General features: G+C 72.2%; 25 protein-coding genes. 16 read left to right on the top strand and 9 right to left on the bottom strand.

The features are described from left to right. Positions 1-18 precede the first annotated feature (18 nt). Positions 19-612, top strand: a complete 594-nt coding sequence (idi, locus tag PZC42_RS00590) for an isopentenyl-diphosphate Delta-isomerase (RefSeq protein ID WP_277207363.1) — start codon at positions 19-21, stop codon at positions 610-612. Positions 613-618: 6 nt separating this feature from the next. Here the strand turns inward: idi and PZC42_RS00595 are convergent, their stop codons facing one another. After that, a complete protein-coding gene (locus PZC42_RS00595) occupies positions 619-1149 on the bottom strand; it encodes a PH domain-containing protein (RefSeq protein ID WP_277207365.1) in 531 nt (176 codons plus the stop codon). Positions 1150-1153: 4 nt separating this feature from the next. Continuing rightward, positions 1154-1801 (bottom strand): histidine phosphatase family protein, encoded by a 648-nt coding sequence (locus PZC42_RS00600; RefSeq protein WP_277207368.1) that lies wholly within the window; start codon positions 1799-1801, stop codon positions 1154-1156. A gap of 116 nt (positions 1802-1917) precedes the next feature. Between PZC42_RS00600 and PZC42_RS00605 the strand changes: the two genes are divergently transcribed. After that, positions 1918-2388, top strand: coding sequence for an NfeD C-terminal domain-containing protein (locus PZC42_RS00605; protein WP_277207370.1), 471 nt, complete (start codon positions 1918-1920; stop codon positions 2386-2388). Positions 2389-2434: 46 nt separating this feature from the next. Then, a complete protein-coding gene (locus tag PZC42_RS00610) occupies positions 2435-3895 on the top strand; it encodes a flotillin family protein (RefSeq protein WP_277207371.1) in 1461 nt (486 codons plus the stop codon). Positions 3896-3957: 62 nt separating this feature from the next. On the opposite strand, the gene PZC42_RS00615 is transcribed toward PZC42_RS00610, so the two are convergent. Beyond that, positions 3958-4587, bottom strand: a complete 630-nt coding sequence (locus tag PZC42_RS00615; RefSeq protein WP_277207373.1) for an RNase H family protein — start codon at positions 4585-4587, stop codon at positions 3958-3960. A 201-nt stretch (positions 4588-4788) separates the two neighbouring features. Here PZC42_RS00615 and PZC42_RS00620 point away from each other — a divergent pair, with 201 nt between their 5' ends. Beyond that, positions 4789-5919 carry a VIT1/CCC1 transporter family protein gene (locus tag PZC42_RS00620; RefSeq protein WP_277207374.1) on the top strand — a complete coding sequence of 377 codons (1131 nt, stop codon included), beginning with the start codon at positions 4789-4791 and terminating at the stop codon, positions 5917-5919. A 46-nt stretch (positions 5920-5965) separates the two neighbouring features. Continuing rightward, complete coding sequence (locus tag PZC42_RS00625; protein ID WP_277207376.1) at positions 5966-6262, top strand: GNAT family N-acetyltransferase; 297 nt, start codon at positions 5966-5968, stop codon at positions 6260-6262. 25 nt (positions 6263-6287) lie between these two features. Here the strand turns inward: PZC42_RS00625 and pgm are convergent, their stop codons facing one another. The 3 genes from pgm to PZC42_RS00640 all read right to left on the bottom strand — a co-directional run bounded on the left by pgm (position 6288) and on the right by PZC42_RS00640 (position 9860). Beyond that, the gene (gene pgm, locus PZC42_RS00630; protein ID WP_277207377.1) at positions 6288-7973 is read right to left on the bottom strand and encodes a phosphoglucomutase (alpha-D-glucose-1,6-bisphosphate-dependent); all 1686 of its coding nucleotides are present in this window, start codon (positions 7971-7973) and stop codon (positions 6288-6290) included. Between the two features lie 98 nt (positions 7974-8071). After that, positions 8072-9721, bottom strand: a complete 1650-nt coding sequence (locus PZC42_RS00635; protein ID WP_277207379.1) for a Na+/H+ antiporter NhaC family protein — start codon at positions 9719-9721, stop codon at positions 8072-8074. Then, positions 9684-9860 carry a hypothetical protein gene (locus PZC42_RS00640; protein ID WP_277207381.1) on the bottom strand — a complete coding sequence of 59 codons (177 nt, stop codon included), beginning with the start codon at positions 9858-9860 and terminating at the stop codon, positions 9684-9686. Before PZC42_RS00640 ends, PZC42_RS00635 begins: the two co-directional genes overlap by 38 nt. A gap of 138 nt (positions 9861-9998) precedes the next feature. Between PZC42_RS00640 and PZC42_RS00645 the strand changes: the two genes are divergently transcribed. From PZC42_RS00645 to PZC42_RS00655, 3 genes are all read left to right on the top strand, one after another. Continuing rightward, positions 9999-11201, top strand: coding sequence for an SH3 domain-containing protein (locus tag PZC42_RS00645; RefSeq protein WP_277207383.1), 1203 nt, complete (start codon positions 9999-10001; stop codon positions 11199-11201). A gap of 84 nt (positions 11202-11285) precedes the next feature. Further along, positions 11286-11849 carry a SigE family RNA polymerase sigma factor gene (locus PZC42_RS00650; RefSeq protein WP_277207385.1) on the top strand — a complete coding sequence of 188 codons (564 nt, stop codon included), beginning with the start codon at positions 11286-11288 and terminating at the stop codon, positions 11847-11849. Further along, positions 11846-13207, top strand: a complete 1362-nt coding sequence (locus PZC42_RS00655; protein ID WP_277207387.1) for a hypothetical protein — start codon at positions 11846-11848, stop codon at positions 13205-13207. The genes PZC42_RS00650 and PZC42_RS00655 overlap by 4 nt, the downstream gene beginning before the upstream one ends. A 30-nt stretch (positions 13208-13237) precedes the next feature. Here the strand turns inward: PZC42_RS00655 and purB are convergent, their stop codons facing one another. Further along, positions 13238-14734, bottom strand: a complete 1497-nt coding sequence (purB, locus tag PZC42_RS00660) for an adenylosuccinate lyase (protein WP_438802916.1) — start codon at positions 14732-14734, stop codon at positions 13238-13240. A gap of 128 nt (positions 14735-14862) precedes the next feature. On the opposite strand from purB, the gene PZC42_RS00665 reads away from it, so the two are divergent. Together PZC42_RS00665 and PZC42_RS00670 are read left to right on the top strand one after the other, a co-directional pair. Next, entirely contained in the window at positions 14863-15093 is a 231-nt protein-coding gene (locus tag PZC42_RS00665) for a hypothetical protein (protein ID WP_277207391.1), read from the top strand. Next, positions 15090-16643, top strand: a complete 1554-nt coding sequence (locus PZC42_RS00670; protein WP_277207393.1) for a lipase family protein — start codon at positions 15090-15092, stop codon at positions 16641-16643. The genes PZC42_RS00665 and PZC42_RS00670 overlap by 4 nt, the downstream gene beginning before the upstream one ends. 5 nt (positions 16644-16648) lie before the next feature. Here the strand turns inward: PZC42_RS00670 and PZC42_RS00675 are convergent, their stop codons facing one another. After that, positions 16649-17035: a phage holin family protein gene (locus tag PZC42_RS00675; protein WP_277207395.1), complete on the bottom strand. Its 387-nt coding sequence runs from the start codon at positions 17033-17035 to the stop codon at positions 16649-16651. 14 nt (positions 17036-17049) lie between these two features. On the opposite strand from PZC42_RS00675, the gene hisC reads away from it, so the two are divergent. Further along, positions 17050-18144 carry a histidinol-phosphate transaminase gene (gene hisC / locus PZC42_RS00680; protein WP_277207398.1) on the top strand — a complete coding sequence of 365 codons (1095 nt, stop codon included), beginning with the start codon at positions 17050-17052 and terminating at the stop codon, positions 18142-18144. Between the two features lie 18 nt (positions 18145-18162). On the opposite strand, the gene PZC42_RS00685 is transcribed toward hisC, so the two are convergent. After that, entirely contained in the window at positions 18163-19230 is a 1068-nt protein-coding gene (locus tag PZC42_RS00685; RefSeq protein WP_277209247.1) for a LacI family DNA-binding transcriptional regulator, read from the bottom strand. Between the two features lie 117 nt (positions 19231-19347). Between PZC42_RS00685 and PZC42_RS00690 the strand changes: the two genes are divergently transcribed. From PZC42_RS00690 to PZC42_RS00710, 5 genes are all read left to right on the top strand, one after another. Next, positions 19348-20454: a substrate-binding domain-containing protein gene (locus PZC42_RS00690; protein WP_438802881.1), complete on the top strand. Its 1107-nt coding sequence runs from the start codon at positions 19348-19350 to the stop codon at positions 20452-20454. Between the two features lie 6 nt (positions 20455-20460). Continuing rightward, positions 20461-21486 (top strand): ABC transporter permease, encoded by a 1026-nt coding sequence (locus PZC42_RS00695; RefSeq protein ID WP_277207400.1) that lies wholly within the window; start codon positions 20461-20463, stop codon positions 21484-21486. Then, positions 21483-22292 (top strand): ATP-binding cassette domain-containing protein, encoded by an 810-nt coding sequence (locus PZC42_RS00700; protein WP_277207402.1) that lies wholly within the window; start codon positions 21483-21485, stop codon positions 22290-22292. Before PZC42_RS00695 ends, PZC42_RS00700 begins: the two co-directional genes overlap by 4 nt. Before the next feature lie 76 nt (positions 22293-22368). Beyond that, positions 22369-25086 (top strand): glycoside hydrolase family 32 protein, encoded by a 2718-nt coding sequence (locus PZC42_RS00705; protein WP_277207404.1) that lies wholly within the window; start codon positions 22369-22371, stop codon positions 25084-25086. A 20-nt stretch (positions 25087-25106) separates the two neighbouring features. Continuing rightward, positions 25107-26048 carry a carbohydrate kinase family protein gene (locus PZC42_RS00710; RefSeq protein WP_277207406.1) on the top strand — a complete coding sequence of 314 codons (942 nt, stop codon included), beginning with the start codon at positions 25107-25109 and terminating at the stop codon, positions 26046-26048. The last annotated feature ends 2 nt before the right edge of the window (positions 26049-26050 follow it).

Consider the following 26050-nt stretch of genomic DNA (forward strand, 5'->3'; position numbering starts at 1 on the left):
GCGTGCCAGGATGGTCGGATGGAGACGCACACACCGGTGACGGCCGACCATGTCGTGACCTGCGACGACGCCGGCAACCGGATCGGTACGGTCGCCCGGGCGGACGTGCACACCACCGACACCCCGTTGCACCTCGCGTTCTCCTGCTACCTGCTCGACGCCGACGACAACCTGCTGGTGACCCGCCGCGCCCTGGTGAAGCGCACCTGGCCCGGGGTGTGGACGAACTCGTTCTGCGGTCACCTGCGGTGGACGGAGACGACCGAGGAGTCGCTGGTCCGTCATGCGGCCCACGAGCTGGGCGCCGAGGTGTCGGGCATCGAGGTCGTGCTGCCCGAGTTCCGCTATCGCGCCGTCGACGCGTCGGGGATCGTGGAGAACGAGATCTGCCCCGTCTACGTGGCCCGTGTCGTGGGGGACGTCGCGCCCAACCCGGACGAGGTCGCCGAGCACGTGTGGGCACCCGCTGACCAGGTCCGGGCGACCGTCGAGGCGACCCCGTGGGTGTTCAGCCCCTGGATGGTGCGTCAGGTGTCCGACGCGGCCGCCGTGCCGGCCACCGAGCGGACGGCCGGGGCGACAGTGCTCGCCGGCGCCCTCGGGCTGGCCTGACGAGGCTCAGCGCACGCGACGACGCGGCTCGCGCGGCGGCCACTCGCCGTCGTCGGAACCGTCGTCGGCCGCGAAGAGCAGCTCCTGCAGGCGGCGGTGCACGTCCTCGACGTCGGGGACGTCCGGGAGCACCATGCCCTGCTTCTCGGTCGCGTCGGAGACCACGAGGGTCCCACAGCCGAACATCCGGTCGACCAGGCCCTTCTCCATCGTGACGTCGTTGACCCGGTAGAGGGGGATGTCGCGTCCCACGCGGGTCAGCAGCCCGGAGCGCATGGCGATCCGCTGGTTCGTCACCGAGAACGAGGTGGTGCGCCACTTCAGCCACGGCAGGAACACCCACACCACGGCGACCAGCGCGAGCACGCCCAGCGCGACCCACCGGCCGACGCCCTCGGGAACGAGGGTCATGACGGCGACCGCGCTGACGAGCACGCCGATGAGCACCGCGGCCGGCCACACCAGCGCCTTCGGGTGCTCACGTAGCTCCATGACGACGTGCTCGCCGTCGATGAGGTTCTTCTCGCTCAGCGCCATGGCGTCATCCTGCCACCTGGTTCCACGCCTCGATCGTGGCCAGGCCGTGCGACGTGCCGAGCGTGCAGATCGCCGCGGTGCCGAGCTCCAGCCGGGCGCCGAGCGCCGGGTCGACCTCCAGCCACGCGGTGGCGAGGACGCGGAGCAGGTGGCCGTGCGCGACGGCGAGCACGGTGGCGCCGTCGTCGATCGCCGGCCGGACCCGGGCGACGAACTGCGCGGCGCGTGCCCGGACCTCCGCGAGCGTCTCGCCCGGGTGGTGGTCGCCGTCGGGCGAGGGCTCGTCCGGGTCGTGGGGCAGGACGTGCACGCCGTCGCGGAAGATCTCGTAGTCGCGACCGAGGGTCGCCGAGACCTCGGCCGAGGTACGGCCCTCGACGGGCCCGTAGTCCCACTCGGCGAGGTCCGGGTCGACGACGACGTCGGTGAAGCCTGCGAGCTCGGCGGTGCGCCGGGCACGGACGAGCGGCGAGCAGTACACCGCGGCGGGGGAGAGGCCGGCCAGGCGGCGGCCCGCCTGCCTCGCCTCCTGTTCCCCGTGGTCCGTGAGCGGCACGTCGGTCCGGCCGGTATGGCGGCCGGCCGCGGACCACGACGTCTCGCCGTGGCGGAGCAGGACGAGGCGCGGGGCGCCGGAGCGTGGCAGGTCCATGACCCGATCGTCCCGCAGATCCGACCGGATGGTGGAGGGAGTCGCGCCGTGACGCCCAGATCTGACATCCTTCACATGCTCGACACAACTCAGAACCCCGACACTCGGAGCTCAGCGTGCTCGTCTTCGTCCTCATCGGTGCTGCCGGACTCCTGCTGCTCCTGCTCTCCCTCGTGATCGGGGAGCTGATCGACATGGGCGACGGCGCGCTGTCCGGCACCTCGCTCGGCGTCGGGGCGGTCGTCTTCGGCGCCGTGGGGTCGATCGTGACCGTCAACGGGCTGCCCGTCTGGACTGCCTACGCGGCCTCGGTGGTCGTCGGGCTGCTCGCGGCCGCCGTCGCGCAGCTCATGATCCGACGGCTCAGCGACACCGAGGACAACGCGAACATCTCGCTCGTGGGGGTGCAGGGCACTGCCGTCACGGACATCACCCAGGCCTCCGGCGAGGTCTCCCTCGACGCCGTGAGCGAGCTCGAACGGCGTCTCGCGTGGTCGCTCGAGCCGATCGCCGAGGGTACGCGCATCGTGGTGCTCGAGCACCAGCCCAACAGCGTCCGCGTCGGGCCGTACCGGCCCGAGGCGTAGTCACCCGCACCACCCTCCCGGAAGGAGTCGCGCTCCGGCGCGCACCATGACCGAATCGTCCAGCTTCGTGACCACCCTCGCGGTGGTCGCCATCATCGTCGCGTTCCTCGCGGTGGCGATCTTCGTCGCACAGCGCATCCGCCGCGTGCCGCCCAACCAGGCGCTCGTCATCGTCGGCCGAGGCGCCGGGCGCAAGGAGGTCAGCGGACAGAAGGTCGTCATCGGCGGCCGGACCTTCGTCTGGCCCATCCTGCAGCAGGGCTTCGCGATCTCCCTGGAGCAGCGCCAGATCGGCATGACCGTCGAGGGTGTCGACGCCAACCGGATCAAGATCGCCATCAAGGCGTCGATCAACTTCAAGGTCCGCGGTGACGAGGAGGGTGTGCGCCGTGCGGCGCAGCGCTTCCTGTCCCAGCAGGAGCTCCTCACCGAGATCATCGCGGAGTCCCTCGAGGGCTCGCTGCGCTCCATCGTCGGCGACATGTCGATCGAGGAGATCATCTCCGACCGCAAGGGGCTGTCCGACCGCGTCGTCGAGTCGACCAAGAAGGACCTCGCCGAGCAGGGCCTGCAGGTCGACATCCTCAACATCTCGGACATCTCGACCCCGGGGTCGGACTACCTGTCCAACCTGGGTCGTGCCGAGTCGGCGCGCGCCCGCCAGGTCGCCGAGGTCTCCGAGGCCGAGGCGCAGCGCGCCTCGGAGTTCGCCGTCATCGAGGCGGCCGAGCAGATCGCCGAGCGTCAGAAGGCGCTCGACCTCAAGAAGGCCTCGATCAAGGCCGAGACGGACCGCGCCCAGGCCGAGGCGGACGCCTCCGGCCAGCTCGCGCGTGCCGAGCAGGACCGGCTCGTGGCGCAGCAGGAGCGCGAGGCGCTGTCGGAGAAGGCGCGCGTGGAGCAGGAGCGCCTCGACATCGAGGTCCGCAAGCCAGCCGAGGCCAAGGCCTACGCCGAGGTCCAGGAGGCCACTGCGCGGCGTGACTCGGAGAACGCCGCCACCGAGGCCGAGGCCTACAAGCGCAAGACGATCGCCGAGGCGAACAAGACGGCAGCCATCCAGGACGCCGAGGCCGCCGCCGAGTCGGTCCGCCGGTCCGGTGAGGCCGAGCGCGACCGCCAGGTGGCGCAGGCCGCCGGTATCCGCGCCGAGGGTGAGGCCCGCGCGGCCGCCATCGAGGCCGAGGGTCGCGCCGAGGCCGCCGCCACGGACGCCAAGGCCATCGCCCTCGAGAAGTACGGCGAGACCGCACTCGTCCAGGAGCTCATCGAGCGTCTGCCGGAGATCGTGCGTGCCGCGGCCGAGCCGATCGGCAACATCCAGGGCATGACCGTGATCTCCACCGACGGTGCGTCCGCGATCACGAAGAACGTCAGCAGCGTCCTCGGCGAGGGCCAGGCTGTCGTCAAGGAGCTGACCGGCGTCGACATCAACCAGCTCATCGCCGGCCTCGCGAACAAGGACGGTGCGGTGCACGCCGTGGCGACCAACGGTTCGGAGAACTGAGACCGTCGCTCGCAGAACGGGGGCCCGCACGATCCGGCGTGATCGTGCGGGCCTTCTGCGTGTCAGTCGAAGAGGGTGTCCAGCTCCCAGCCCGGGCCGGAGGTGGCCGAGGCCCGGGACCGCTCACCGTCACCCGCGTACCGCGCACCGACAGGCTCGGGGTCGCGCACCGGGGGCTCCGGCGCGGGGCGTTCGCGCGCGGGCCCGACGCGGCCCGCGTCCTGCGCGTCGAGCAGCAGGCCGTCAACACGGCCGCGTCCGGCGGCCCAGTCGGCGGCGGCCAGGCGTGCGAGCTCCTGGGCTCGCTCCGTGAAGGGGCTGCCGACGTGGCCGCGCACCCACCGGAACCGGACCGGTCCGGCGCGGTCGGTGATCGCCTGATCGAGCGCCTGGACCAGCTCGACGTGCTGCACCGGGCCTCCGGACGCCGTCCGCCAGCCATGGGCCTTCCAGGCCTCCAACCATTCGGAGGCGCAACGGATCGCGTACTGCGACACGGACTCCACGAAGAGCGGTTCCTCGCCTGGGTGCGCCTCGACCGCGCGACGCAGCGCGGTGAGGTCGGCGGTCTGGGTGGTGCCGTCGACGGCACCACCGGAGTCGAAGCGACCGGAGTCGTGGGCGACCCACGCCCACCCGATCGCCCCGCCCGTGTCGGTCAGGCTGGAGCCGTCGGTGCTGACAATGATCACGCCGGTGTCCCTCGGTGTTCCTCGGTTTCCCACGGATTCTGTCGCCACGTCGGGCGACGGGGAACATTGTGCCCTGCTCCGGTGACATTCGGGTGAATCGCCAGCGTACGGATGGCCGAAACCGCGACTCAGGAGCTCCCGGAACGCCGCTGGCCGCGTCCCGGAACCTGCCGCCCGCGGTCAGCGGGGATCATGTGAGCCATGGACGACGCCGCGCCCGCACCCGACCGCACCCCTGCCGACGTCCGGCGGTGGCGCCGCTACCTGGCCGCCGAGCGTGCCGAGGCGGCCGTGTACCGCGACCTCGCCTCCCGGCGAACCGGTGAGGAACGGGAGATCCTGCTGGCTCTCGCCGCGGCCGAGAAGCGGCACGAGCAGCACTGGATCGACCTGCTCGGGGACGACGTGGGCATGCCGCTGCAGGGTGACCCGCGCACGCGCTTCCTCGCCTTCCTCGCCCGGCGGTTCGGCGGCGTGTTCGTCCTGGCGCTCGTCCAGCGGGCCGAGTCCCGGTCCGCCTACGGTCGCGAGGAGTTCGCCACCGCCCAGATGGCCGCCGACGAGCAGATCCACGAGGAGGTGGTGCGCAGCCTCGCCACGCGTGGACGCAACCGGCTGTCGGGGACGTTCCGGGCCGCCGTCTTCGGCGCCAACGACGGGCTCGTGTCCAACCTCGCCCTGGTGCTCGGCATCGGCGCCTCCGGCGTCGCGACCGGGACCATCCTGGTGACGGGCGTCGCAGGCCTGCTCGCCGGCGCCCTGTCGATGGGGGCGGGGGAGTACATCTCGGTGCGCTCGCAGCGCGAGCTGCTCGACGCCTCGACACCCGACCCGGAGACCACCAGGGCGCTGCCGCACCTCGACGTCGACGCCAACGAGCTCGCGCTCGTCTACCGGGCGCGCGGACTCGACGCCGAGGCGGCGCAGGCCCGTGCGGACGGGGTGCTCGCCCGCCTCGCCGCGACGGGAGCCGTGGAAGGTCTCGGGGACGACGGCGGCGCGCAGGTCCCGGACGCGGCCGCCGGCGAGCCGGAGGCCGACGCGCACGAGACCCACGGCACCGCATGGGGTGCCGCGATCTCAAGCTTCTGCTTCTTCGCCTCGGGCGCCGTCGTGCCCGTGCTGCCGTATCTGTTCGGCATGTCGGGAGCGGCCGCGGTCGTCCTGGCATCCGTGCTGGTCGGGGCGTGCCTGCTCACGACGGGTGCGGTCACGGGGCTGTTGTCCGGTACCTCGCCGGTGACGCGGGCGCTGCGCCAGCTCGCCATCGGGTTCGGGGCGGCGGGCGTCACCTACCTGCTGGGCCTGGCCTTCGGCACGGCGGTCGCGTGACCCGTCTCGGGTTGGCACCCGGGCCGAGGCTCGCCAAGATGGACCGATGGACGACTCGCGCCCCCACGTCACCGTCCGCTCCGACGACGACCGGAACGTCTACCTCGCCCTCCTCGACGACGGCACGGAGGCGGGCGGTGCCTACTACCGGCGGCGCGACGGCGTCGTGACGTTCACGCACACCAAGGTCTCCCCGGAGTTCGAGGGCCAGGGAGTCGGCTCGACGCTCGCCCGCGGCGCGCTGGACGACGTCCGCGGCCGGGGCGAGCAGGTCGTCGCGCGGTGCCCGTTCATCAAGGCGTACATCGAGCGGCACCCGGACTACCAGGACCTGCTCGCCTGAGGGACGGAACCCCGAGAGCGGTCCGTCAGGCCAGGGCGTCGCCCACGACCTGCTTGGCCGCCGCCTGCACCTCGGCCAGGTGGTCGGCCGAGACGAACGACTCGGCGTAGATCTTGTAGACGTCCTCCGTGCCCGAGGGCCGCGCCGCGAACCAGGCGTCGGAGGTCGTCACCTTCAGGCCGCCGATCTTCGCGCCGTTGCCGGGCGCCTCGGTGAGCTTCGCGGTGATCTCCGAACCGGCGAGGGTGGTCGAGGTGACCTGGTCCGGCGAGAGGGCCGCGAGCCGGGCCTTCTCGTCGCGCGACGCGGGGGCGTCGACGCGGGCGTACCAGGACTCGCCGTGCTCGGCCACCAGGTCCGCGTGGTGCTGCGACGGCGAACGCCCGGTCGTGGCGATGATCTCGGCGGCGAGCAGGGCGAGCAGCAGCCCGTCCTTGTCCGTGGACCACACCCGGCCGTCCTTGCGGAGGAACGACGCACCGGCGGACTCCTCGCCGCCGAACCCGATGTCGCCCGTCAGCAGCCCGGGCACGAACCACTTGAACCCGACCGGCACCTCGCTGAGCTCACGGCCCAGCCCGCCCGCCACCCGGTCGATCAGGGCCGAGGAGACCAACGTCTTGCCGATCGCAGCACCCGCCGGCCAGCCCGGCCGCGCGCCCCCGTACAGGTACTGGATCGCCACCGCGAGGTAGTGGTTCGGGTTCATCAGGCCCGCGTCCGGGGTGACGATGCCGTGCCGGTCGGCATCCGCGTCGTTGCCCGTCGCGACGTCGTAGGGCGCCGTGCCCCCGCCGTCGGGCCGCATCGTCTCGACGAGCGACGCCATGGCGTGCGGGGACGAGCAGTCCATGCGGATCTTGCCGTCCCAGTCCAGCGTCATGAACGCCCAGCGCGGGTCGACCTGCGGGTTCACGACCGTCAGGTCGAGCCCGTAGCGTTCGCCGATCGCGCCCCAGTACTCCACCGACGCCCCGCCGAGCGGGTCGGCGCCGATACGCACGCCGGACTCGCGGATGGCATCCAGGTCGAGCATGTTCGCGAGGTCGTCGACGTAGGTCGACAGGTAGTCGTGGCGGTGGGTGGTCCCCGCGGTCAGCGCCGTGTCCAGGGAGACCCGGTGGATGCGGGAGAGGCCGCCGGACCGGAGCAGCTCGTTCGCGCGGTCGGCGATCCAGCTCGTCGCGTCGGAGTCCGCCGGGCCGCCGTGCGGCGGGTTGTACTTGATCCCGCCGTCGCGGGGCGGGTTGTGCGACGGGGTGACCACGATCCCGTCCGCAGACCCCGGCCCGGAGGTGCGCAGGCCCTCGTCGGAGGCCGCGCCGTTGTGGATGAGGATCGACTGGGAGACCGCCGGCGTCGGTGTGAACGAGTCCCGGGCGTCGATCATGACGGTCACGTCGGCGCCGGCGAGGACCTCGAGCGCGGTCTGCCAGGCCGGCAGCGACAGCGCGTGCGTGTCACGGCCGAGGAACAGGGGGCCGTCCGTGCCCTGTGCCGCCCGGTACTCCACGATCGCCTGGGTGATCGCGGCGATGTGCGCCTCGTTGAAGGCGGTGTCCAGGCTGGAACCACGATGGCCGGAGGTGCCGAAGGCCACCTGTTGAGCCGGGTCGTCCACGTCGGGCTTGCGGTCGTAGTACGCGCCGACCACCTGGTCGACGTCGATGAGGTCCTGGTCCTGGGCCGGCCGGCCTGCGCGTTCGTGCATGTCTCGATACTGCCAGCCGGGGCGGGGTGTGTCTCCCCCGCGGGCGGGCCCTGCCCGGGCTGACGCTGAGATCGCCGACCGTCGCACCGGTGGTCGGGCTACGCCTGCTCGCCCGACGTGGCGAGGTCGGGCTTCTCGAGCGGCTTGCGCGCCGCGCGGGCGACGGCCACCAGCACGACCAGCGTCGCCACCACGACGAGCAGGCCGACGGCGGTACTCGCCCCGAGCGCGATGGCCACGTAGCCCGCCAGCGCGGCCAGCCCGGCACCGCCCGCGTAGGGGAGCTGGGTCAGCACGTGCGTGATCACGTCGGAGCCTGCGCCCGTGGAGGACAGGATGGTCGTGTCCGAGATCGGCGACGAGTGGTCGCCGAGCACAGCTCCGGCAAGGACCGCGCCGAGGGCCGGCAGGAGCAGGTCGGTCTCGCCGATGGTGTTCATGATCCCGCCCACCAGGGGCAGGAGCAGCGCGAAGGACCCCCACGACGTCCCGGTCGAGAACGCCATCGCGGCGGCGAGCACGAAGATCACCGGCACGAGCCAGGCGGCAGCGAGGTCGGCACCCTCGACGAGCCCGCCCAGGTAGGCGCCGGTACCGAGCTGGTCGATCAGCCCGGTGAGCATCCACGCCAGGACCAGGATGCTCACGGCGGGCCACATCGCCTTGACACCCTCCACCCACCCGCGGCCGAAGTGCCGTCCGGAGAAGCGAGGGTTCGGCACCGTGTACCGCAGGTAGTAGTAGACGGCGGCGACCAGCCCGAGGACCCCGCCCACCATGAGGGCCGCGCTGGTGTCGGTCTCGGCGAGGATGTCCACGACCGCCCAGCTGCCCGCGGCCGCGTACCCGGTCCAGGCGATGCCGGCGAAGACGCCGAGCACCAGCAGGACGAACGGGACGAACAGTGCGCGCCGCGCGCCGGGCTCGTGCACCGGCAGGTCCTCCGAGAGCTGACCGGGCACCGTGGCGTCGTCGGCGAAGGTGCGGCCGTCGATGACGGCGCGCTCCTCCTCCCGGCGCATCGGGCCGACGTCGAGGCGCAGGCCGACGGCGAGCCACACCAGCAGGACGGCGGCGATCCCGTAGTAGTTCGCGGCGGCCGCGCCGAGGAACGCCTGCACGCTGGACATCGCCAGGGCGGACGCCGCCACGATGGGGGCGAGCAGCCCCATGATGTAGGCGCCCCAGCTCGAGAACGGTGCCAGGACGGCGACCGGTGCGGAGGTCGAGTCGATGACGTAGGCGAGCTTCGCGCGGGACACGCGGTGCCGGTCCGTCACCGGCCTCGAGACCTGCCCGACGGCCAGGGCGTTGAAGTAGTCGTCGATGAAGATGACGATCCCCATCACCGCCGGCAGGACCTGCGCCCCGCGGCGGGTCCGGATCCTGTCCACGGCCCAGTCGGCGAACGCCTTGGTCCCGCCCGACATCATGATGAACGCCGCGATGATCCCCAGCATCAGCGTGAACGCCAGGATGTAGACGTACCAGGTGTTCACCGCGCCGTCGGCCCAGAAGATCACCACGAACGAGTCCCAGACCAGCCGCAGCGTCTCCACCGGGCCCAGGTCAGCCACGAGGAGGGCCGCCGCCAGGATCCCCGCGCCCAGGCTGACGAGCACCTTCTTGGTGGCCACCACGAGGGCGATGGCGATCACCGGGGGCAGCAGCGTCAGGGCCGGGTAGTTCTCGAGCATGGGCGTGCCGACGTCAGCCGGCGTCGAACCGAGGTTCGCCCGCCTGCTCACCGGTCTCGAGGCCGTCGTCCTTGTCGGGCGGTGCGTGGGCGAACCGTGGGTCGGTGACCGCCGGGTCGCGTTGCACCAGCTCGAGAGCGAACGGGCTGGGCTCGACACGGGGGTCGCGCTCGGGTGCCTGCGTGCTCATGGGCGTCTCCTTTCGACGCTGCCACCGTAGGCGCGGTGAGTGGTCCGCGCACCGTCGACGCGCGCGACGGCGGTTCCCGACCTACGGTGATATGCGCGAGCAACAGTTCTCGCCCCGACCGGCATGGAGGCTGGCGCCATGGGACCGACCCGACGAAAGGCCGTCACGCTGCTGCTGGCAGCCATGACCGCCCTGGGGCTCGCGCTGACCGGCGTGGGCATCGCCGTGCCGGCGCACGCCGCCACACAGCTCGCCGCACCGCTCCCGGACCGCACCTACGTGCTGTCGTCCTACTACGGCCCGCGCTGCATGCCGGTCGCGGGATCCTCGACCTTCCACCTGGGGCAGGACTTCGGGGCGTCCCGGGGAACGGCCATCCGTGCGATCGCGCCGGGGACGGTCTCCCGGGCGGGGACGGTGCGTGGATTCGGGGAGTGGATCGTCGTCGACCACGTCGTCAACGGCGAGCGGTTCTCCTCGTTGTACGCGCACCTCGTCAACGCCACCAAGTTCGTGAAGAAGGGCCAGAAGGTCACCAGGGGCCAGCGGATCGGCGACGTGGGATCGTCCGGGACGTCCACCTCGCCGCACCTGCACATGGAGATCTGGAAGGGCGGCTATCCCACGGGCACGGCCGTCGACCCCCTGAAGTTCATGAAGAACCGAGGAGTCGATCTCCGCTCGTTGTCCACGCGCAACTACGCGCGCACCACTCCGTCGTCGTGCAAGTACTTCACGACGGCGAAGGTCAACATGCGCAGCGGGCCGGGGGAGAGCTACAAGGTGCTGCGCACCCCCCAGCCCAACGTCGTCATCAAGGGTGCGCCGGGTGCCGGATCCGGTGACTGGCGCCAGGTGACCCGCAACGGCAAGTCGGGCTGGATCCACAAGAACTACCTCTCGCCCGGCTACACCTCGCAGGGCACCCGGTACGTCCTGCCGGCGTCGCTCAACATGCGGGCCAAGCCCTCGGCGTCGTCGAAGGTGAAGATGTCGCTCCCGCGGAACGCGAAGCTGACCATGCTGCGCGAGATCAAGGGGACATGGCAGCGCGTGCGCTACAACGGCAAGAACGGCTGGGTCTCCGCACGGTTCATCTCGGACACCGTGGGCGGCGCGCAGGTCGTGCCCAAGGCATCGGGCAACACCTACTCCTGGGTGGACAAGAAGTCGCTGAAGCTGCGCAAAGGACCCTCGACCTCGTCCGGCGCCGTGATGACCCTGCGCCGGGACAACCGCGTCAGGCACCTCGCCAAGATGAAGAACGGCTGGCTCAAGGTGAAGCACGGCGGCAAGACGGGTTATGTCGCCACCAAGCACCTGACCTCGAGGAAGCCGTAGCCTCGAGCCGCTGTCGCGCCCGAGCAACCTTCCGGCGTGCACGCCCGTGTACCGGGTGTGACAGCCCTGCGAGATGATCTGCCGGTGAACGAGCCCCGGGCACAGGTCGTGCCCCTGCGCCCGGGGGAGCGGGTCGGGCGGGATGCCGAGTTCTCGGCCTTCATGGCCCAGGCAGAACCCGCCCTCGGTCGCATGGCGTATCTGCTCACCGGTGACCGGCACCGCGCGGAGGAGCTCGTCCAGCAGGCCCTGGTGCGGACCTACGTCGCGTGGCCCCGGGCCCGGGACCGGGACCCGCTCGCCTACGCCCGGCGGGTGCTCGCCAACGCCCGCATCGACACGTGGCGCAAGCACCGGCGCGAGGTCCTCGTGGATCACGAGGACCTGCCGCACGGGGGGCACGACGGCCCCGGCGACCATCACGCCGACCGCGACCTGCTCGTCCGGGCGCTGACCCGGCTCCCGGAACGACGACGTCGCGTCGTCGTCCTGCGATACCTGCTCGATCTGGGGGAGCGTGAGGTCGCGGAAGACCTCGGGATCAGCACCGGCGCGGTGAAGTCCGCCGCCTCGCGCGGGCTGGCCCAGCTGCGGGGCCTGATGACCGAGGACGACCGCTCGACGACCGGTACGGAGGTGCCGCGGTGACTGACGAACAGCTGGTGGAGCGCATGAGGTCGCTCGCCGAGGCGGCCCCCGCGATCTCCGTGGACCGCGAGAAGGTCCTGGCCGCGGGCCGACGACGGCGGACGTTGCGCGCCGCGGGCGTGACCGGCGGGGTCGGCGTGCTGTGCACCGGGCTCGTGGTCGGGGCCCTGGCGTGGGCCGGGCCTCTGCTGGAGGGGCCGGTGGAGCCGCTGCCGGCCTCGTCGGGCGAACCGACGGCCGACCCCAGCGAAGCCGACGACCCGCTGCCGGACGACGCGAGCGGGCCGCAGAGCTGGGACGTCCACCCGCCGTCGCCGGACGACGGCGAGCACGCCGTGGTCGACTACGAGGCGGGGACGATCTGGCTGCCGATGGACGACTGGGCCGCCGACCCCGAGCAGCAGGCTGTCATCGACACCGCCGAGCGGTACCTGCACATCGAGTGCCTCACGGAAGCGGGCTACGGCGACGAGGTGGAGTTCGTCGGCATGGAGGAGCCGCTGGGGTTCCGGTACCGGGGCCTCGGGCTGTGGACCGATGCGGACGTGGACGCCGGCTACCAGGCGGCGGTCGACCGAGGCGCGTACTGGTTCGACATCGACGGCGTGGGCGAACCCGTCAACGACGTCTCCATCGAGGGCGACAACGGGTTCGGGCAGCCGGGGGAGGACTGGGGGCGGTGCAGCGAGTGGGCGACCGAACAGCTCAGCGGGCTGACCGAGGCGGAGCGGCTGGCCACGGCCCAGGCGCAGGGGACGGAGTCCGGGACCGGCGACTACGCGGTGGACGTCCTGACGCCTCGCGGAGTGCCCGACCCCGCGTTCGACGATCCTCAGGTGGCCGCCCACGGCCCGGCGATCATCGAGGAGTGGGACGAGTGCCTGGTCGCCGAGGGTGGCCGACCGGACCGTGAGGCTCAGGCGCTGACCCCTGACGGCGTGCTGGACCTCATGGGCGGGTACACCGCGGAACAGCTCGAGATCATGGAGAGTGTCTGGGCGCACGAGCGGGCCATCATCGAGGAGAACGACGGGGCGCTCGGGAGGTGGGACCCGGCTGAGATCGGCTACACGGCGGAGGATCTGACCTTCCTGGACGAGCCCCGCCCGCGTCCGGTCTCGGTCGGGGGCGCGGTCGAGGAGAGGCGGATCGCCGAGGCCGACGTGCGCTGCAAGCAGGAGCTGGGGATCGTCCAGCGTCTGGCCGACCTCGACGCGGCGGCCCAGGTGAAGTACATCGCGGACAACCCGGAGTACTTCGCCAGTCGCAAGGAGTACGACTCGACCATGCTGGCTCGTGCGGTCGAGGTGCTCACCGACGCGGGGGTCGACGTGCCGGACGTCGGGGAGATCGGCTGACCCCACCACCCAGGCCGGGATCGCCGCGCGTCAGTCGAGGTAGTCCTCGACGAGCCGCGCGGCGATCCCGGTGTACGTGGCCGGGGTGAGGGCGGCGAGGCGGGCGGCGACGTCGTCGGGCAGCCCGAGGCCGGCGACGAACTCGCGCATCCGCTCGCCGTCGACGCGCTGGCCGCGGGTGAGCTCCTTGAGCCGCTCGTACGGGTTCTCCATGCCCTCGACGCCGGCGACGGAGGCGGCGCGCATCGCGGACTGGACGGGCTCGCCGAGCACCTCCCAGTTGTGGTCGAGGTCGTCGGCCATGAGCTCGGCGTTGACGGCCAGCGCCTTGAGGCCGCGGCGGACGTTGTCGATCGCGAGGAGCGAGTGCCCGAACGCCGGGCCGATGTTGCGCTGCGTGGTGGAGTCCGTCAGGTCGCGCTGCAGGCGGCTGGTGACCAGCGTGGCGGACAGGGTGTCCAGCAGGGAGCACGAGATCTCGAGGTTGGCCTCGGCGTTCTCGAACCGGATCGGGTTGACCTTGTGCGGCATCGTCGAGGAGCCGGTGGCACCCGCGACCGGGATCTGCGTGAAGAAGCCGAGCGAGATGTACGTCCACACGTCGGTCGCGAGGTTGTGCAGGATCCGGTTGAACCGCGCGACGTCGGCGTAGACCTCGGCCTGCCAGTCGTGCGACTCGATCTGAGTGGTCAGCGGGTTCCAGGTCAGGCCCAGGTGCTCGACGAACGCGCGGGACACGGCCGGCCAGTCGGCGCCCGGGACCGCGACGGCGTGCGCGCCGTAGGTGCCGGTCGCGCCGTTGAGCTTGCCGAGGAACTCCGCACCGGCGACGCGGCGGAGCTGGCGGCGGAGGCGGTGCGCGAGGACCGCGATCTCCTTGCCCATGGTGGTCGGGGTCGCGGGCTGTCCGTGCGTGCGGCTCAGCATCGGCACGTCGGCGTGCTCGCGGGCCATCTCGGCGAGCTGGTCGGCCAGGGCCTCGGCGGCGGGCAGCCACACGTCGACGACGGCGCCGCGCACCATCAGCGCGTAGCTGAGGTTGTTGATGTCCTCGGACGTGCAGGCGAAGTGCACGAGCTCGCTCGCGGCCGGCAGGTTCGTGTCGCCGAGCTCGTCGGGAGCGACGGCGATGCGGCGCTTGATGAAGTACTCCACGGCCTTCACGTCGTGCACCGTCTCGCGCTCGATCGCACCGAGCTCGGCGATCTGGTCCGCACCGAACGTCGCCGGGATCTGGCGCAGGTAGGCGATCTCGGCGTCGGTCAGCGTGGGGGCTCCGGGGACGACGGCGCCGTCGTCCACACCCGGCGCACCGTTGCAGAGCGTGATCAGCCACTCCACCTCGACGTGGATGCGCGCCCGGTTCAGCGCGGCCTCGCTGAGGTGGTCCACCAGCGGCGCCACGGCCCCGCGGTAGCGGCCGTCGAGCGGCCCCAGGGCGATCGGCGGGGTGACGTCGGCGAGGTTCACCCGGTTCTGGTCGTTCGTCGGTGCGGGCTGCGGCGAGGTGGAGGTCACGCCCCGCATTCTCCCACGGGCGCCGCCGGTCACCCACTGCCGTCCGGCGGCGTGCAAGCCCACCCCACGGCGGTGTCCTCCACAGGCAGCACCTGCTGCCCGACGGCGGTCCGTCCGGCACGCCTAGCGTCCCGGCCATGCTCCTGCCGACCACCGACGTCGCCGTGGCGGCGGCCCACCTGCGGGCCGCCAGGGCCGCGCTCGACGACGCCACCGCCCTGCTGCGCCGCGCCGCGGGTCTCGACTGGGACTCGCCAGCGGGAGACCTCTGCCGGGACACCGTCGGAGACCTCCTGCAGGCGCTCGCCACCGATGCCGCCACCCTCACCCAGGCCGTCCTGGTGGCCGAGGCCTGCGAGGTGCCGTGAGCAGGGACCCGCGCGAGACCCTCGTCGTCGTCGGGGGCCGGCCGGTCGCGCAGGTCGACGCCACCGCGATCCGCGCGACGGCGCTGCGGCTCGCGAGCGCCGCGGACACGCTGCGCGCGGCGACCTTCGCGTGCACCACCGCCCGCGGTGCGCTGGACCGCGACCTGTGGGCTCCCGCCCCGCTCGGGGCGACGGACCCCGCACGCAGCACCCGGGTCCGTGGGGCGCGGGCGCTCGCGGACGACGCCGCCGGCGCGCTGTCCGCCCGTGCGGACGCCTGCGCGAGCATGGAGAGCCGGCTGCTGCTCGCCGCAGGCCTCTACGAGCACGCCGAGTCCGCTGCCGAGCGTGTCGTCGGTGCTGTCGTGACCGCCGGAGCGGGGGCCGTCGGGCTGGGCGTCACGTCGTGGGTCTCGGACCCGCTGTTCGGGCTCCCGTGGCGGCGGGGCGGCCAGCTCGCCCTGGGCGGCATCGCCGCGCAGGCCGACGATCCCGACGCCCCGCGGGAGGCACCGGTGCCCGTCCCTGCCGACGTCGAGCCGGCCGGTGGCGGAGGGCTCGGCGGATGGATCTTGCGCGGCGCTGCGCCGTACGCCGACGAGGCCGTGCTGGGCGGCGGCATCGGGGTGGCCCTCGGGGCACCCTGGGCCTCGGGCGGGGACTTCTCCGTCACCGGTGGGTCGCGCGTGCTGTCCGGCGCCGTATGGAGCGCCCTGCCCGACGCCCAGGTCACGGTGGAGCCGTTGGACCCCGCACGGTTCACCGGGGGAGCCCCCGCCTGGCAGGGGTCGTGTGCCGCCAGCGTCGCCGAGGCCCTGGCCCGCACCGCCGACCTCTACGCGCAGGGCAGCGGCATCCCTGGGCGGGCGGCACCAGGCCCGCCGCCCGGGACGATCGGCGTGGAGAAGGTCGAGCACGCGGACGGGAGCGTGAGCTGGACGGTGCTGATCCCGGGCACCCAGGAGCTGCTCTCGGCCGCGAACCCGTTCGACGTCGCCACCGACCTCGACCTCATGGCGGGAGCGACCGCCGACGTGATGGTCGCCGTCGAGCAGGCCCTCGCTCGCTCCGGGGCTGCGCCGGACGAACCGGTCGTGCTGGTCGGGCACTCGCTCGGCGGGATCGCCGCGACGTCGCTGGCCGCTTCACCGGCCTTCCGGGAGAAGCACCGGGTCGGCGGCGTGGTGACGGCCGGGGCGCCGACGGCGACGTTCCGCACCCCGCGCGGCGTCCCGGTGCTGCACCTGGAGACCACCGAGGAGCTCGTCTCACCACTCGACGGTCGGTCGACCGCTCAGAACCCTGCGACGCCCGAGCGGGTGACGGTGGGCCGGGACCTGGGGGCCTCCGACGACCCGCGCGACCGGGCGGCGTCGGGCAGCGTCGCCGAGGCGCACTCGGTGCCGACGCACCTGCGCACGCTGGAGCAGGCGCAGGCCGTCCAGAACGTCCAGGTGGCGGGCGTCGTCGAACCTATCGAGGCGCTGCTGGACGGCGAGCGCGCCGGGACCACGTTCTACGCGGTCCGGCGCGTCGCCGTCGAGAAGTGACCGGTTCAGTCGCGCTTGCCGGGGACGACCCAGCCGATGACCGTCTGCAGGACCGCGAGGATCAGCGCGATCCACAGGTACCACCAGAAGCCGCCGTGGACCTCCAGGCCCCAGTCGCCGACCTGGCTGGTGATCCACGTGGTGATCCACAGCATGAGCGCGTTGATCAGCAGGTAGAACAGCCCGAGCGTGAGGATGAGCAGCGGGAGGGAGATGAGGGACACGATCGGCTTCACGATCATGCTGACCAGCGAGAAGATCGCGGCCACGCCCACGATCACGAGGACGCGGCCCAGCGTGTCGTCCCCGCCGTAGATCTCGAGGTTGTCGAAGATCAGGTCGCAGATCCACAGCGCGAGCGCCGTCACGACGATCCGTGAGATGAGGTTCATGGGGGCATCGTGGCATGCTGGCGCCCGTGGAGACAGCCCCCGACAACCCGGCCACCGTCCCGCTGCGCGCCGCCGTCGCGGCCCTGCCCGCCTACGTCCCGGGCGCTCGCCCGAGCGGTCGGGCGTTCAAGCTCTCGTCCAACGAGAACCCGTACCCGCCGCTGCCCTCGGTGCTGGCCGCGATCCAGGCGGCTGCCGGGGAGGTCAACCGCTACCCGGACATGTACGCCACCGAGCTCGTCGAGACCATCGCCGGGCACGTGGGCCTCGGCGCGGACCAGGTCGTGGTGGGCAACGGGTCGGTGGCCGTGCTGCAGCACGTGCTCGAGGCGGTCGTCGAGCCGGGGGACGAGGTCGTCTTCCCGTGGCGGTCCTTCGAGGCCTACCCGATCATCACCGCCGTGAGCGGGGGGACCGCCGTCACCGTCCCGGTCACTTCCGACGGTCGCCTCGACCTGCCCGCGATGGCGGACGCCGTCACCGAGCGCACCCGCGCCGTCCTGGTCTGCACGCCGAACAACCCCACCGGCCCGGTCGTGCACGCCGACGAGCTGGAGGCGCTCCTGGCGGCCGTGCGGCGGGACGTGCTCGTCGTCGTCGACGAGGCCTACCTCGAGTTCGTGCGTGATCCCGAGGCGCCCGACGCGCTCGACGTGCTGCGTCGCCACCCGAACGTCGTCGTGCTGCGCACCCTGTCCAAGGCCTACGGCCTCGCGGGCCTGCGCGTCGGGTACGCGCTGGCCGAGCCGCGGCTCGCCGCCGGCATCCGGGCGACGTCCACACCGTTCGGGGTCAACCACCTCGCCCAGCGGGCGGGGATCGCCGCTCTGCAGGCGCCGGCCCAGGCGGAGATGACCGAGCACGTCGAGGCCATCGTCGCCGAGCGGACCCGGGTGCGCGACACCCTGCGGGAGCAGGGCTGGGACGTCCCCGCGACGCACGCGAACTTCGTGTGGCTCGCCCTGGGGGAGCGGACGGCGGAGCGTGCGGCCGAGGCTGCCGCGGCAGGTGTGCTCGTGCGACCGTTCGCCGGCGACGGCATGCGCGTCAGCATCGGCGAGGTCGCGGCCAACGACGCGTTCCTGGCGCTCGCCGACGCCTGGCGCTGACGCAGGTGCGGGGACGCGTTACGTTGACCCAGTAGCGACGGCCCGCCCCGGGCCGGGGATCTCGCCCGAGCCGCGCACCACCAGGCGTGTCGGGACGACGAGCTGCCGCGGAGGGCTGACGTCGCCGTCCAGCCGGGCGAAGAGACGTTCGGCCGCGAGGCGACCGATCCGGTCGGGATCCTGGGCGACCACGGTCACGCGGGGGGTGACCAGGTCGCCCGACTCGACGTCGTCGAAGGCGACCAGAGCGACGTCGTGCTCGGCACCGAGCTGCTGGAGCGCCCGGATCGCTCCGACGGTCACCAGGTTCTGGCTGGAGAAGATCGCGGTCGGCGGGTCCGGGAGCGTGAGCAGGCGCCGGGTGATCGCGGTGGCGCTGGTGTCGTCGTGCAGGTCGAGGACGGTCAGCGCGGGATCGGGCGACACGCCCTGGTCGGCGAGCTCGGCGAGGTACCCGTCCCGGCGTAGCTGCGCGGTCTGGATGCGCTCGAGGTCACCGAGGAAGGCGATGCGCCGGTGGCCCTGTGCGATCAGGTGGCGCACGGCCTCCCGGGCGCTGTCGTAGTTGGACGTGACGACGGTGTCGACGTCGATACCGGTCGGCTCGCGGTCGATGCACACCATCGGGTTGCCACGGTCCAGGTGCACCTGGAGGTAGGACTGGTCGTCCCGCACGGGCGTGACCACGTAGCCGTCCACCCGTCGGCGGGCGAGCGCCGTGATCGCGCGGCGCTCGGCGGCCGGGTCGTCCTCGAGGCTGGTGGCGAACACGGCGTAGCCCCGTTCTGTGGCGACCCGTTCGATGGCGCGGTGCACCTGTGCGGCGAACGGGTTCGCGACGCTCGACACCAGCAGTCCGATCGTGTGCGTCCGGCCGTCGCCCCGCCGCAGGTTGCCTGCGTGCATGTTGGGTTCGTACTGCAGCTCGTCCGCGGCCTTGCGCACGCGCTCGGCGGTGTCGGCGGAGACGTCGGGCTCGCCGTTGACGACGCGGGAAACGGTCTTGATCCCGACGCCCGCGAGACGCGCGACGTCGCGCATCGTGGGGCGGCGGCTGGCCTGGCGTGGTGCCGGCACGTCTGACATCGATGTCACGTTTTGATCTCTCCTCGTTCTCCTGGCCTTGACCCTACCCGTCTCCATCGGATAGGAATGACCTGACAACGTTGTCGGGCCTCGTGCCCTCGATGAAGGAGTTCGACGGTGAACCACTCGAAGACCAACCCCGCTCGCATCCGCCGCATCCCCGCCTTGACCGGCATCTTCGCCCTGTCCGCGCTGGCTCTCACGGCGTGCAGCGACGACACCGGAAGCGCAGGGGCGGCCGACAACGATGGCGAACCTGTGGGTGTCTCGCTCATCGTCAAGACCACGACGAACCCGTTCTTCGTCGCGATGCAGGACGGCGCCCAGGCAGCGGCCGCGGACCACGGTGTCGAGCTCACGCTGGCCGCCGGCCGACAGGACGGAGACGAGGACACCCAGATCCAGGCGATCGAGAACGCCGTCGCGCGCGGTGACGCCGGGATCCTCATCACGCCGAACGGACCGGCCGTCGTCGACGCCATCAGCACGGCGCGCGAGGCGGGCCTGTACGTCATCGCCCTCGACACCCCGCCCGACCCCGCGGACGCCGTCGACATCACGTTCGCCACGGACAACCGTCTCGCCGGGCAGAAGATCGGCGAGTGGACGGCGGGCGCGCTCGACGGTGAGAAGGCGACGATCGCGATGCTCGACCTGTTCAGCGACAAGGTGGTCTCGGTCGACGTGGACCGCGACCAGGGATTCCTCGAGGGGATGGGGATCGACGTCGCCGACCCGCAGGCCAACGGTGACGAGGCGCCCACCGGCACCTACAGCGGTGGCGACTACGAGATCGTCGGCAACGAGGCCTCGGACGGGGCCGAGGACGGTGGCCGCACCGCGATGGAGAACCTGCTGACCAAGAACCCCGACATCAACGTCGTCTACACGATCAACGAGCCCGCCGCGTACGGCGCCTTCCAGGCGCTGGAGGCCGCCGGGAAGACGGCCGACGACGTGATCGTCGTGTCCGTCGACGGCGGGTGCGCCGGCGTGCAGAACGTGGAAGAGGGCGTCATCGACGCCACGAGCCAGCAGTACCCCGTGCGGATGGCCGAGCTGGGGGTCGAGGCGATCGCGCAGCTCGCCGCCGACGGCGCCACGCCCGAGACGAGCGAAGGCCTGGACTTCTTCAACACGGGGGTCGAGCTGGTCACGGACACGCCCGTCGACGGCGTCGAGTCGATCGACTCGACCGAGGCGACCGAGATCTGCTGGGGCTGATCGTCGATGACCACCACCACGGCCACGGCCGACCCGGCCGCCGAGTTCCTCGACCGTCGCAGCCCGCTCGAGCGGGCCCGGGGCGTGCTGCACCGCTACCCGGCACTGAGCCCGGCGATCGTCCTGGTGCTGTCCGTCATCGTGTTCGGGCAGCTCAACGACCGGTTCCTCGCACTGTCGAACCTGTCCCTCATCACGCAGCAGGTCGCCGTCGTCGGCACCCTCGCTGCGGCGCAGACGCTCATCATCCTCACCGCCGGCATCGACCTGTCCGTCGGGGCCGTCATGGTCCTGGCCTCGATGGTCATGGCCCAGGTCGCCTCCGGCTCCGGTGCGCCCCCGGTGCTCGCCCTGGCGTTCGGGCTCCTCGTCGGCATGGCCTGCGGCGCGCTGAACGGGTTCCTCGTGACCCGGCTCAAGCTGCCGCCGTTCATCGCCACCCTCGGGACCTTCAACGTCTTCACCGCGGTGGCGCTGCTCTACTCCCGCGGCGCCACCGTGCGCGGTGGCGACATGCCCGCCGTGATGACATGGACGGGCACCACGTTCCCCGTGTTCGGGGTGCGGGTGTCCACCGGGGTGCTGCTCATGCTCGGGGCATACCTCGTCCTCGCCGTCGCGCTGTCGCGCACCGCCTGGGGCAAGCACGTCTACGCGGTCGGCGACGACAAGGACGCGGCGAGACTGTCCGGCATCAGCGTCAACCGGGTGCTGCTGAGCGTCTACCTCAGCGCCGGCGTGATCCTCGCCCTCGCGGCCTGGATCCAGATCGGGCGCGCCAACGCCGCCAGCCCCAACGTCGGCGTCGACATGAACCTCGACTCGATCACCGCCGTCGTCATCGGTGGTACCAGCCTGTTCGGCGGGCGCGGCGTGATCTGGGGGACGCTGCTCGGTGCCCTGATCGTCGGCGTGTTCCGCAACGGGCTGTCGCTCGCCGGCCTCGACGTGCTCTACCAGACCCTGGCCGTGGGGGTCCTCGTGATCGTCGCGGTCTCCCTCGACCAGTGGATCAGGAAGGTGCGCAAGTGACCACCATCGACGACACCTCCACCGCAGGACCGTCCGCGGTCGTCCCGCACGCGACTCCCGTGCTGCAGGCGCGCGGGCTCGTCAAGACGTTCGGCCGAGTCGTCGGCCTCGACGGGGTGGACCTCGCGCTCTACCCCGGCGAGGTCCTCGCGATCATCGGCGACAACGGCGCCGGCAAGTCGACGCTGGTCAAGTGCCTCACCGGCGCCGAGGTGCCGGACCAGGGCGAGATCCTCCTCGACGGCGAGAAGGTGCACTTCAAGCGCCCGCAGGACGCTCGTGCCGCCGGGATCGAGACCGTCTACCAGACCCTCGCCGTCTCACCGTCGCTCGACATCGCGTCGAACCTCTTCCTCGGTCGCGAGGTGCGACGCCCCGGGTTCCTCGGCAAGGTGCTGCGTCTGACGGACCAGGCAGGGATGCGTGAGAGCGCCCGCCGCGAGCTGCGTGAGCTGGGCATCTCCACGTTGCAGGACGTCACCGTGCCGGTGGAGAACCTCTCCGGCGGGCAGCGCCAGGCCGTCGCGGTGGCCCGGGCGGCGGCCTTCGGTTCCAAGGTCGTCGTCCTCGACGAGCCGACGGCGGCGCTCGGTGTCCGGGAGTCCGGCCAGGTCCTCGAGCTCGTGCGCACGCTGCGGGACAGGGGCATCCCCGTCATCATCATCAGCCACAACATGCCGCACGTCTTCGAGATCGCCGACCGCATCCACGTCCAGCGGCTCGGTCGGTGCGCAGCCACGATCACGCCGCAGTCGCACAGCATGACCGAGGCCGTGGCGATCATGACCGGGGCCGCCCAGGCCTGACCGCGCCGGGCGCCGCAGCCCGCACCGACGACACCGCACACCCGCACGCCCGCACGCACCGAACAAAGGAGTTCGTATGCCTCGCCCTGCCCGCCCGCGGGTCCTCGCGGCGCTCGCCGGCGCTCTCGCGCTCGCCGTGGCTCCCGCCGCCGTCGCTGCCGAGCCTGAGCCGTACCGGCCGGCGATCCACTACACGCCCGAGCAGAACTGGATGAACGACCCGAACGGTCTCGTCCACCACGACGGCACGTACCACCTGTACTACCAGCACAACCCCGAGGGGAACCGCTGGGGGAACATGTCGTGGGGGCACGCCACCAGCCCTGACCTCGCCACCTGGACCGAGCAGCCGCTCGCCATCGGTCAGACGTTCGACGACGACGGCGTGGCGATCGAGGACATCTTCTCCGGCTCGGTGGTGGTCGACCACGGCAACACCAGCGGGTTCGGCACCGTCGAGGACCCGCCGCTCGTCGCGGTCTACACCAGCGCCTACACCGACGCCCACCCGACGCACGCAGGCGTCCAGGCGCAGTCGCTCGCCTACTCCACCGACGGCGGCTACACGTGGACGAAGTATGCGGACAACCCGGTGCTGGACCGGGACAGCGCCAACTTCCGCGACCCCAAGGTGATCTGGTACGACGACCCGGGGTCCCCGGACGGCGGCTACTGGGTGATGGTGGTCGTCGAGGCGGTGGACCGCCAGGTGCTGCTGTACCGGTCGGACGACCTGAAGGACTGGACCTACCTGTCGACCTTCGGTCCGGCGAACGCCACCGGTGGCATCTGGGAGTGCCCCGACCTGTTCGAGCTGGCGATCGACGGCGACCCGGAGAACACCCGCTGGGTGATGGTGGTGAACCTCAACCCGGGCGCGGTCGCAGGCGGTTCCGGCGGCCAGTACTTCGTCGGTGAGTTCGACGGCACCACGTTCACGCCCGACCGCACCGTCGAGGGCGTCGAGGTGCCGGACGGCGACGTGATCGCCGACTTCGAGGACGGCTGGGCCGACTGGACCGTGACGAACGAGCCGGGCCACGCCGACGCCGGTCCGTTCGGTACCGAACCGGTCGCCGGCACGGTCCCGGGCCAGCAGGAGGTCACGGGGTACCTCGGCGAGCGGCTGCTCAACTCGTTCGTAGGCCACGACTGGCCCACGGGGACCGCCGAGTCACCGCCCTTCACGATCGAGCGCGACTGGTTGTCGATGCTGGTCGGGGGTGGCAACCACCCGCACGTCGAGGGCGGGCAGCTCGGCAACGAGCCGCCGTCCGGCACGCTGCTGTGGGAAGGGTTCGAGCAGCGGTCGGCGGGAACGACCCTCGCCGACGCCGGCTGGACCGGCACCGGGGACCTCGCGGCCACGGACAGCCCGTCCACCGCCGGCGGCGAGCACTACCTCGGCGAGGGGCGGATCAACACCTGGGAGGGCGGTCCGCACGGTGACGACAACGTCGGCACCCTGACGTCGCCGGAGTTCGTGCTCGACGGAGACCACGTCAGCATGCTCGTCGGGGGCGGGCGCCGCGCCGACTCCGACCTGCAGACGCTCCAGGTCCAGCTGCTGGTCGACGGCGAGGTCGTGCGGCACCTGACCGGGCCCGAGGTCGGCGACCTGCGCTGGCGTTCCTGGGACGTCACCGACCTGCGGGACCGCGAGGCTCGGTTGCGGGTCGTCGACGAGGCGACCGGCGGGTGGGGCCACCTCACGCTCGACCACGTCGTCGTCGGCGATGAGCCGGCCACGCCCCGCAGCTCCGAGACCACGGTCAACCTCGTCGTCGACGGTGAGGTCGTCCGCAGCGCCACCGGCCGTGACTCCGAGCACCTCGACTGGGTGAGCTGGGACACCTCGGAGCTGGTCGGGCAGGAGGCGACGGTGCGCGTCGTCGACAACAACCGCGGCGGCTGGGGGCACGTGCTGATGGACCACGTCGTGGCGACCGACGACCCGGTGTCCCCGGGTGCCGAGCGGTACGACTGGCTCGACTGGGGGCGCGACTACTACGCCACGGTCTCGTTCGACAACGCGCCCGACGACCGCCGGTTCATGATCGGGTGGATGAACGACTGGGCGTACTCCCAGGAGATCCCCACCCACCCGTGGCGCTCGGCGATGACGCTGCCGCGCGAGGTCACGCTCACCGACGTCGACGGCCGCGTGGAGCTGCGGCAGCAGGTCGTCGACGGCGTGGACCGCCTGGCGGTGCCCGCCGCGGCGACCCGGGTGCGGAACCTCGTGGTCCCGGACACGACCGTCCCGCTCGACGTCGACGCCGACGTCTACCGCCTCGACCTCGTGCTGGACGTCCGCGACGCGGATCGTGCCGGTGTGGTGGTGCGCACGGACGACGTGTTCACCGTCGCAGGCTCCGGCACCGGCGGCGAGGGCACGGTGGTGGCGTACGACGCGCGCCGGCAGCGGCTCGAGGTGGACCGGACGCGATCCGGCGACGTCGGTTTCCATCCGGTGTTCGCCGGGGCGTGGTCCGCTCCGCTGCCCGACGCCACCGTGGCCGACGGGACGGTACGCCTGCGGGTGTACGTCGACCGCTCGTCGGTCGAGGTGCTCACCGCCGACGGGTTGCGGACCGTCACGAGCCAGATCTTCCCCGACGCGGCGTCGACGGGGGTGTCGGTCTTCTCCGAGGGTGGCAGCGCCCGTGTCACGGCGCTCACCGTCACTCCGCTCGCACCGTCGATCCGCACCGATGCCGACGGCTCGTCACGGGGCGCGGCGGCGTGCGCCGGGGCGCCTGGACGACCGGGCGCCGTCCCCTGCCAGCAGTGACCCGAAGGAGCACCGGTCCCGTGCACACCCCCGATTCGCGTGTCCTCGTCGTCGGCGAGGCGCTCACCGACGTCGTCACCGCGCTCGACGGCAACCACCGCGAGCATCCCGGCGGCAGTCCCGCCAACGTCGCCGTGACGCTCGGCCGGCTCGGCGACCGCCCGCGGTTCGCCACCGCCGTCGGGCACGACGACCGGGGGCGACGCCTCGCCGCCTGGCTGGCGCAGTCCGAGGTCGTGCTGACACCGGGCAGCGTGGGCAGCGGCCCGACCTCGGTCGCTGCCTCGCGGTTGGACGCCGACGGCGGCGCGGACTACGAGTTCGCGCTGACGTGGGCACCCGACCTGCCGCGGGCCGCGCATGCGCGGCTGGTGCACGTCGGCAGCGTCGCGACGCTGCTGGAACCGGGTGCGGGCGACGTGCTGCGGCTCGTGGAGGAGGCGCGCGCCACTGCCACGATCACCTACGACCCGAACCTGCGTCCGTCGATCTGCCCGGACCGGACCGCCGTGCGGCGCCGGGTGGAACGGCTCGTGCAGCTCGCCGACGTGGTCAAGGTCTCCGACGAGGACCTGGCCTGGCTGTACCCGGCCGAGTCGTTCGAACGGGTGCTGGACCGGTGGGCGTTGGCCGGCCCCGCGATGGTCGTCGGGACGCGTGGCCCCGCCGGTGCGCTGCTCGTGGCCGGGGACGTCCGGGTGGACGTTCCCGGCCGGCGGGCCGACGTCGTCGACACCATCGGCGCAGGCGACGCCTTCATGGGCGGGCTGATCCACGGCCTGCTCGGGGCCGGCCTGGACGGAGCGGGGCGCCGGGACGCCCTGGCCGAGGCCCCGGTGGGCCGGCTCACCGAGATCGTGACGTTCGCCGGAGGTGTCGCCGCCGCGACCGTCGCCCGGGCAGGTGCGAACCCGCCGTGGCTCGCCGAGCTGGACGGGAGCGCGGACCTGGTCGGGGCGTGAGC

Origin of the sequence: Isoptericola croceus (genome assembly GCF_029382255.1) — a bacterium.
GTDB lineage: Bacteria > Actinomycetota > Actinomycetes > Actinomycetales > Cellulomonadaceae > Isoptericola > Isoptericola croceus.

Excerpts from the sequence above, each read along its gene's own strand:
- idi (WP_277207363.1), top strand. The coding sequence starts at position 19 with ATGGAGACGCACACACCGGTGACGGCCGACCATGTCGTGACCTGCGAC.
- PZC42_RS00595 (WP_277207365.1), bottom strand. The coding sequence starts at position 1,149 with ATGGCGCTGAGCGAGAAGAACCTCATCGACGGCGAGCACGTCGTCATG.
- PZC42_RS00600 (WP_277207368.1), bottom strand. The coding sequence starts at position 1,801 with ATGGACCTGCCACGCTCCGGCGCCCCGCGCCTCGTCCTGCTCCGCCAC.
- PZC42_RS00610 (WP_277207371.1), top strand. The coding sequence starts at position 2,435 with ATGACCGAATCGTCCAGCTTCGTGACCACCCTCGCGGTGGTCGCCATC.
- PZC42_RS00620 (WP_277207374.1), top strand. The coding sequence starts at position 4,789 with ATGGACGACGCCGCGCCCGCACCCGACCGCACCCCTGCCGACGTCCGG.
- PZC42_RS00625 (WP_277207376.1), top strand. The coding sequence starts at position 5,966 with ATGGACGACTCGCGCCCCCACGTCACCGTCCGCTCCGACGACGACCGG.
- pgm (WP_277207377.1), bottom strand. The coding sequence starts at position 7,973 with ATGCACGAACGCGCAGGCCGGCCGGCCCAGGACCAGGACCTCATCGAC.
- PZC42_RS00640 (WP_277207381.1), bottom strand. The coding sequence starts at position 9,860 with ATGAGCACGCAGGCACCCGAGCGCGACCCCCGTGTCGAGCCCAGCCCG.
- PZC42_RS00645 (WP_277207383.1), top strand. The coding sequence starts at position 9,999 with ATGGGACCGACCCGACGAAAGGCCGTCACGCTGCTGCTGGCAGCCATG.
- purB (WP_438802916.1), bottom strand. The coding sequence starts at position 14,734 with ATGCGGGGCGTGACCTCCACCTCGCCGCAGCCCGCACCGACGAACGAC.
- PZC42_RS00665 (WP_277207391.1), top strand. The coding sequence starts at position 14,863 with ATGCTCCTGCCGACCACCGACGTCGCCGTGGCGGCGGCCCACCTGCGG.
- PZC42_RS00675 (WP_277207395.1), bottom strand. The coding sequence starts at position 17,035 with ATGAACCTCATCTCACGGATCGTCGTGACGGCGCTCGCGCTGTGGATC.
- hisC (WP_277207398.1), top strand. The coding sequence starts at position 17,050 with ATGCTGGCGCCCGTGGAGACAGCCCCCGACAACCCGGCCACCGTCCCG.
- PZC42_RS00685 (WP_277209247.1), bottom strand. The coding sequence starts at position 19,230 with ATGTCAGACGTGCCGGCACCACGCCAGGCCAGCCGCCGCCCCACGATG.
- PZC42_RS00695 (WP_277207400.1), top strand. The coding sequence starts at position 20,461 with ATGACCACCACCACGGCCACGGCCGACCCGGCCGCCGAGTTCCTCGAC.
- PZC42_RS00705 (WP_277207404.1), top strand. The coding sequence starts at position 22,369 with ATGCCTCGCCCTGCCCGCCCGCGGGTCCTCGCGGCGCTCGCCGGCGCT.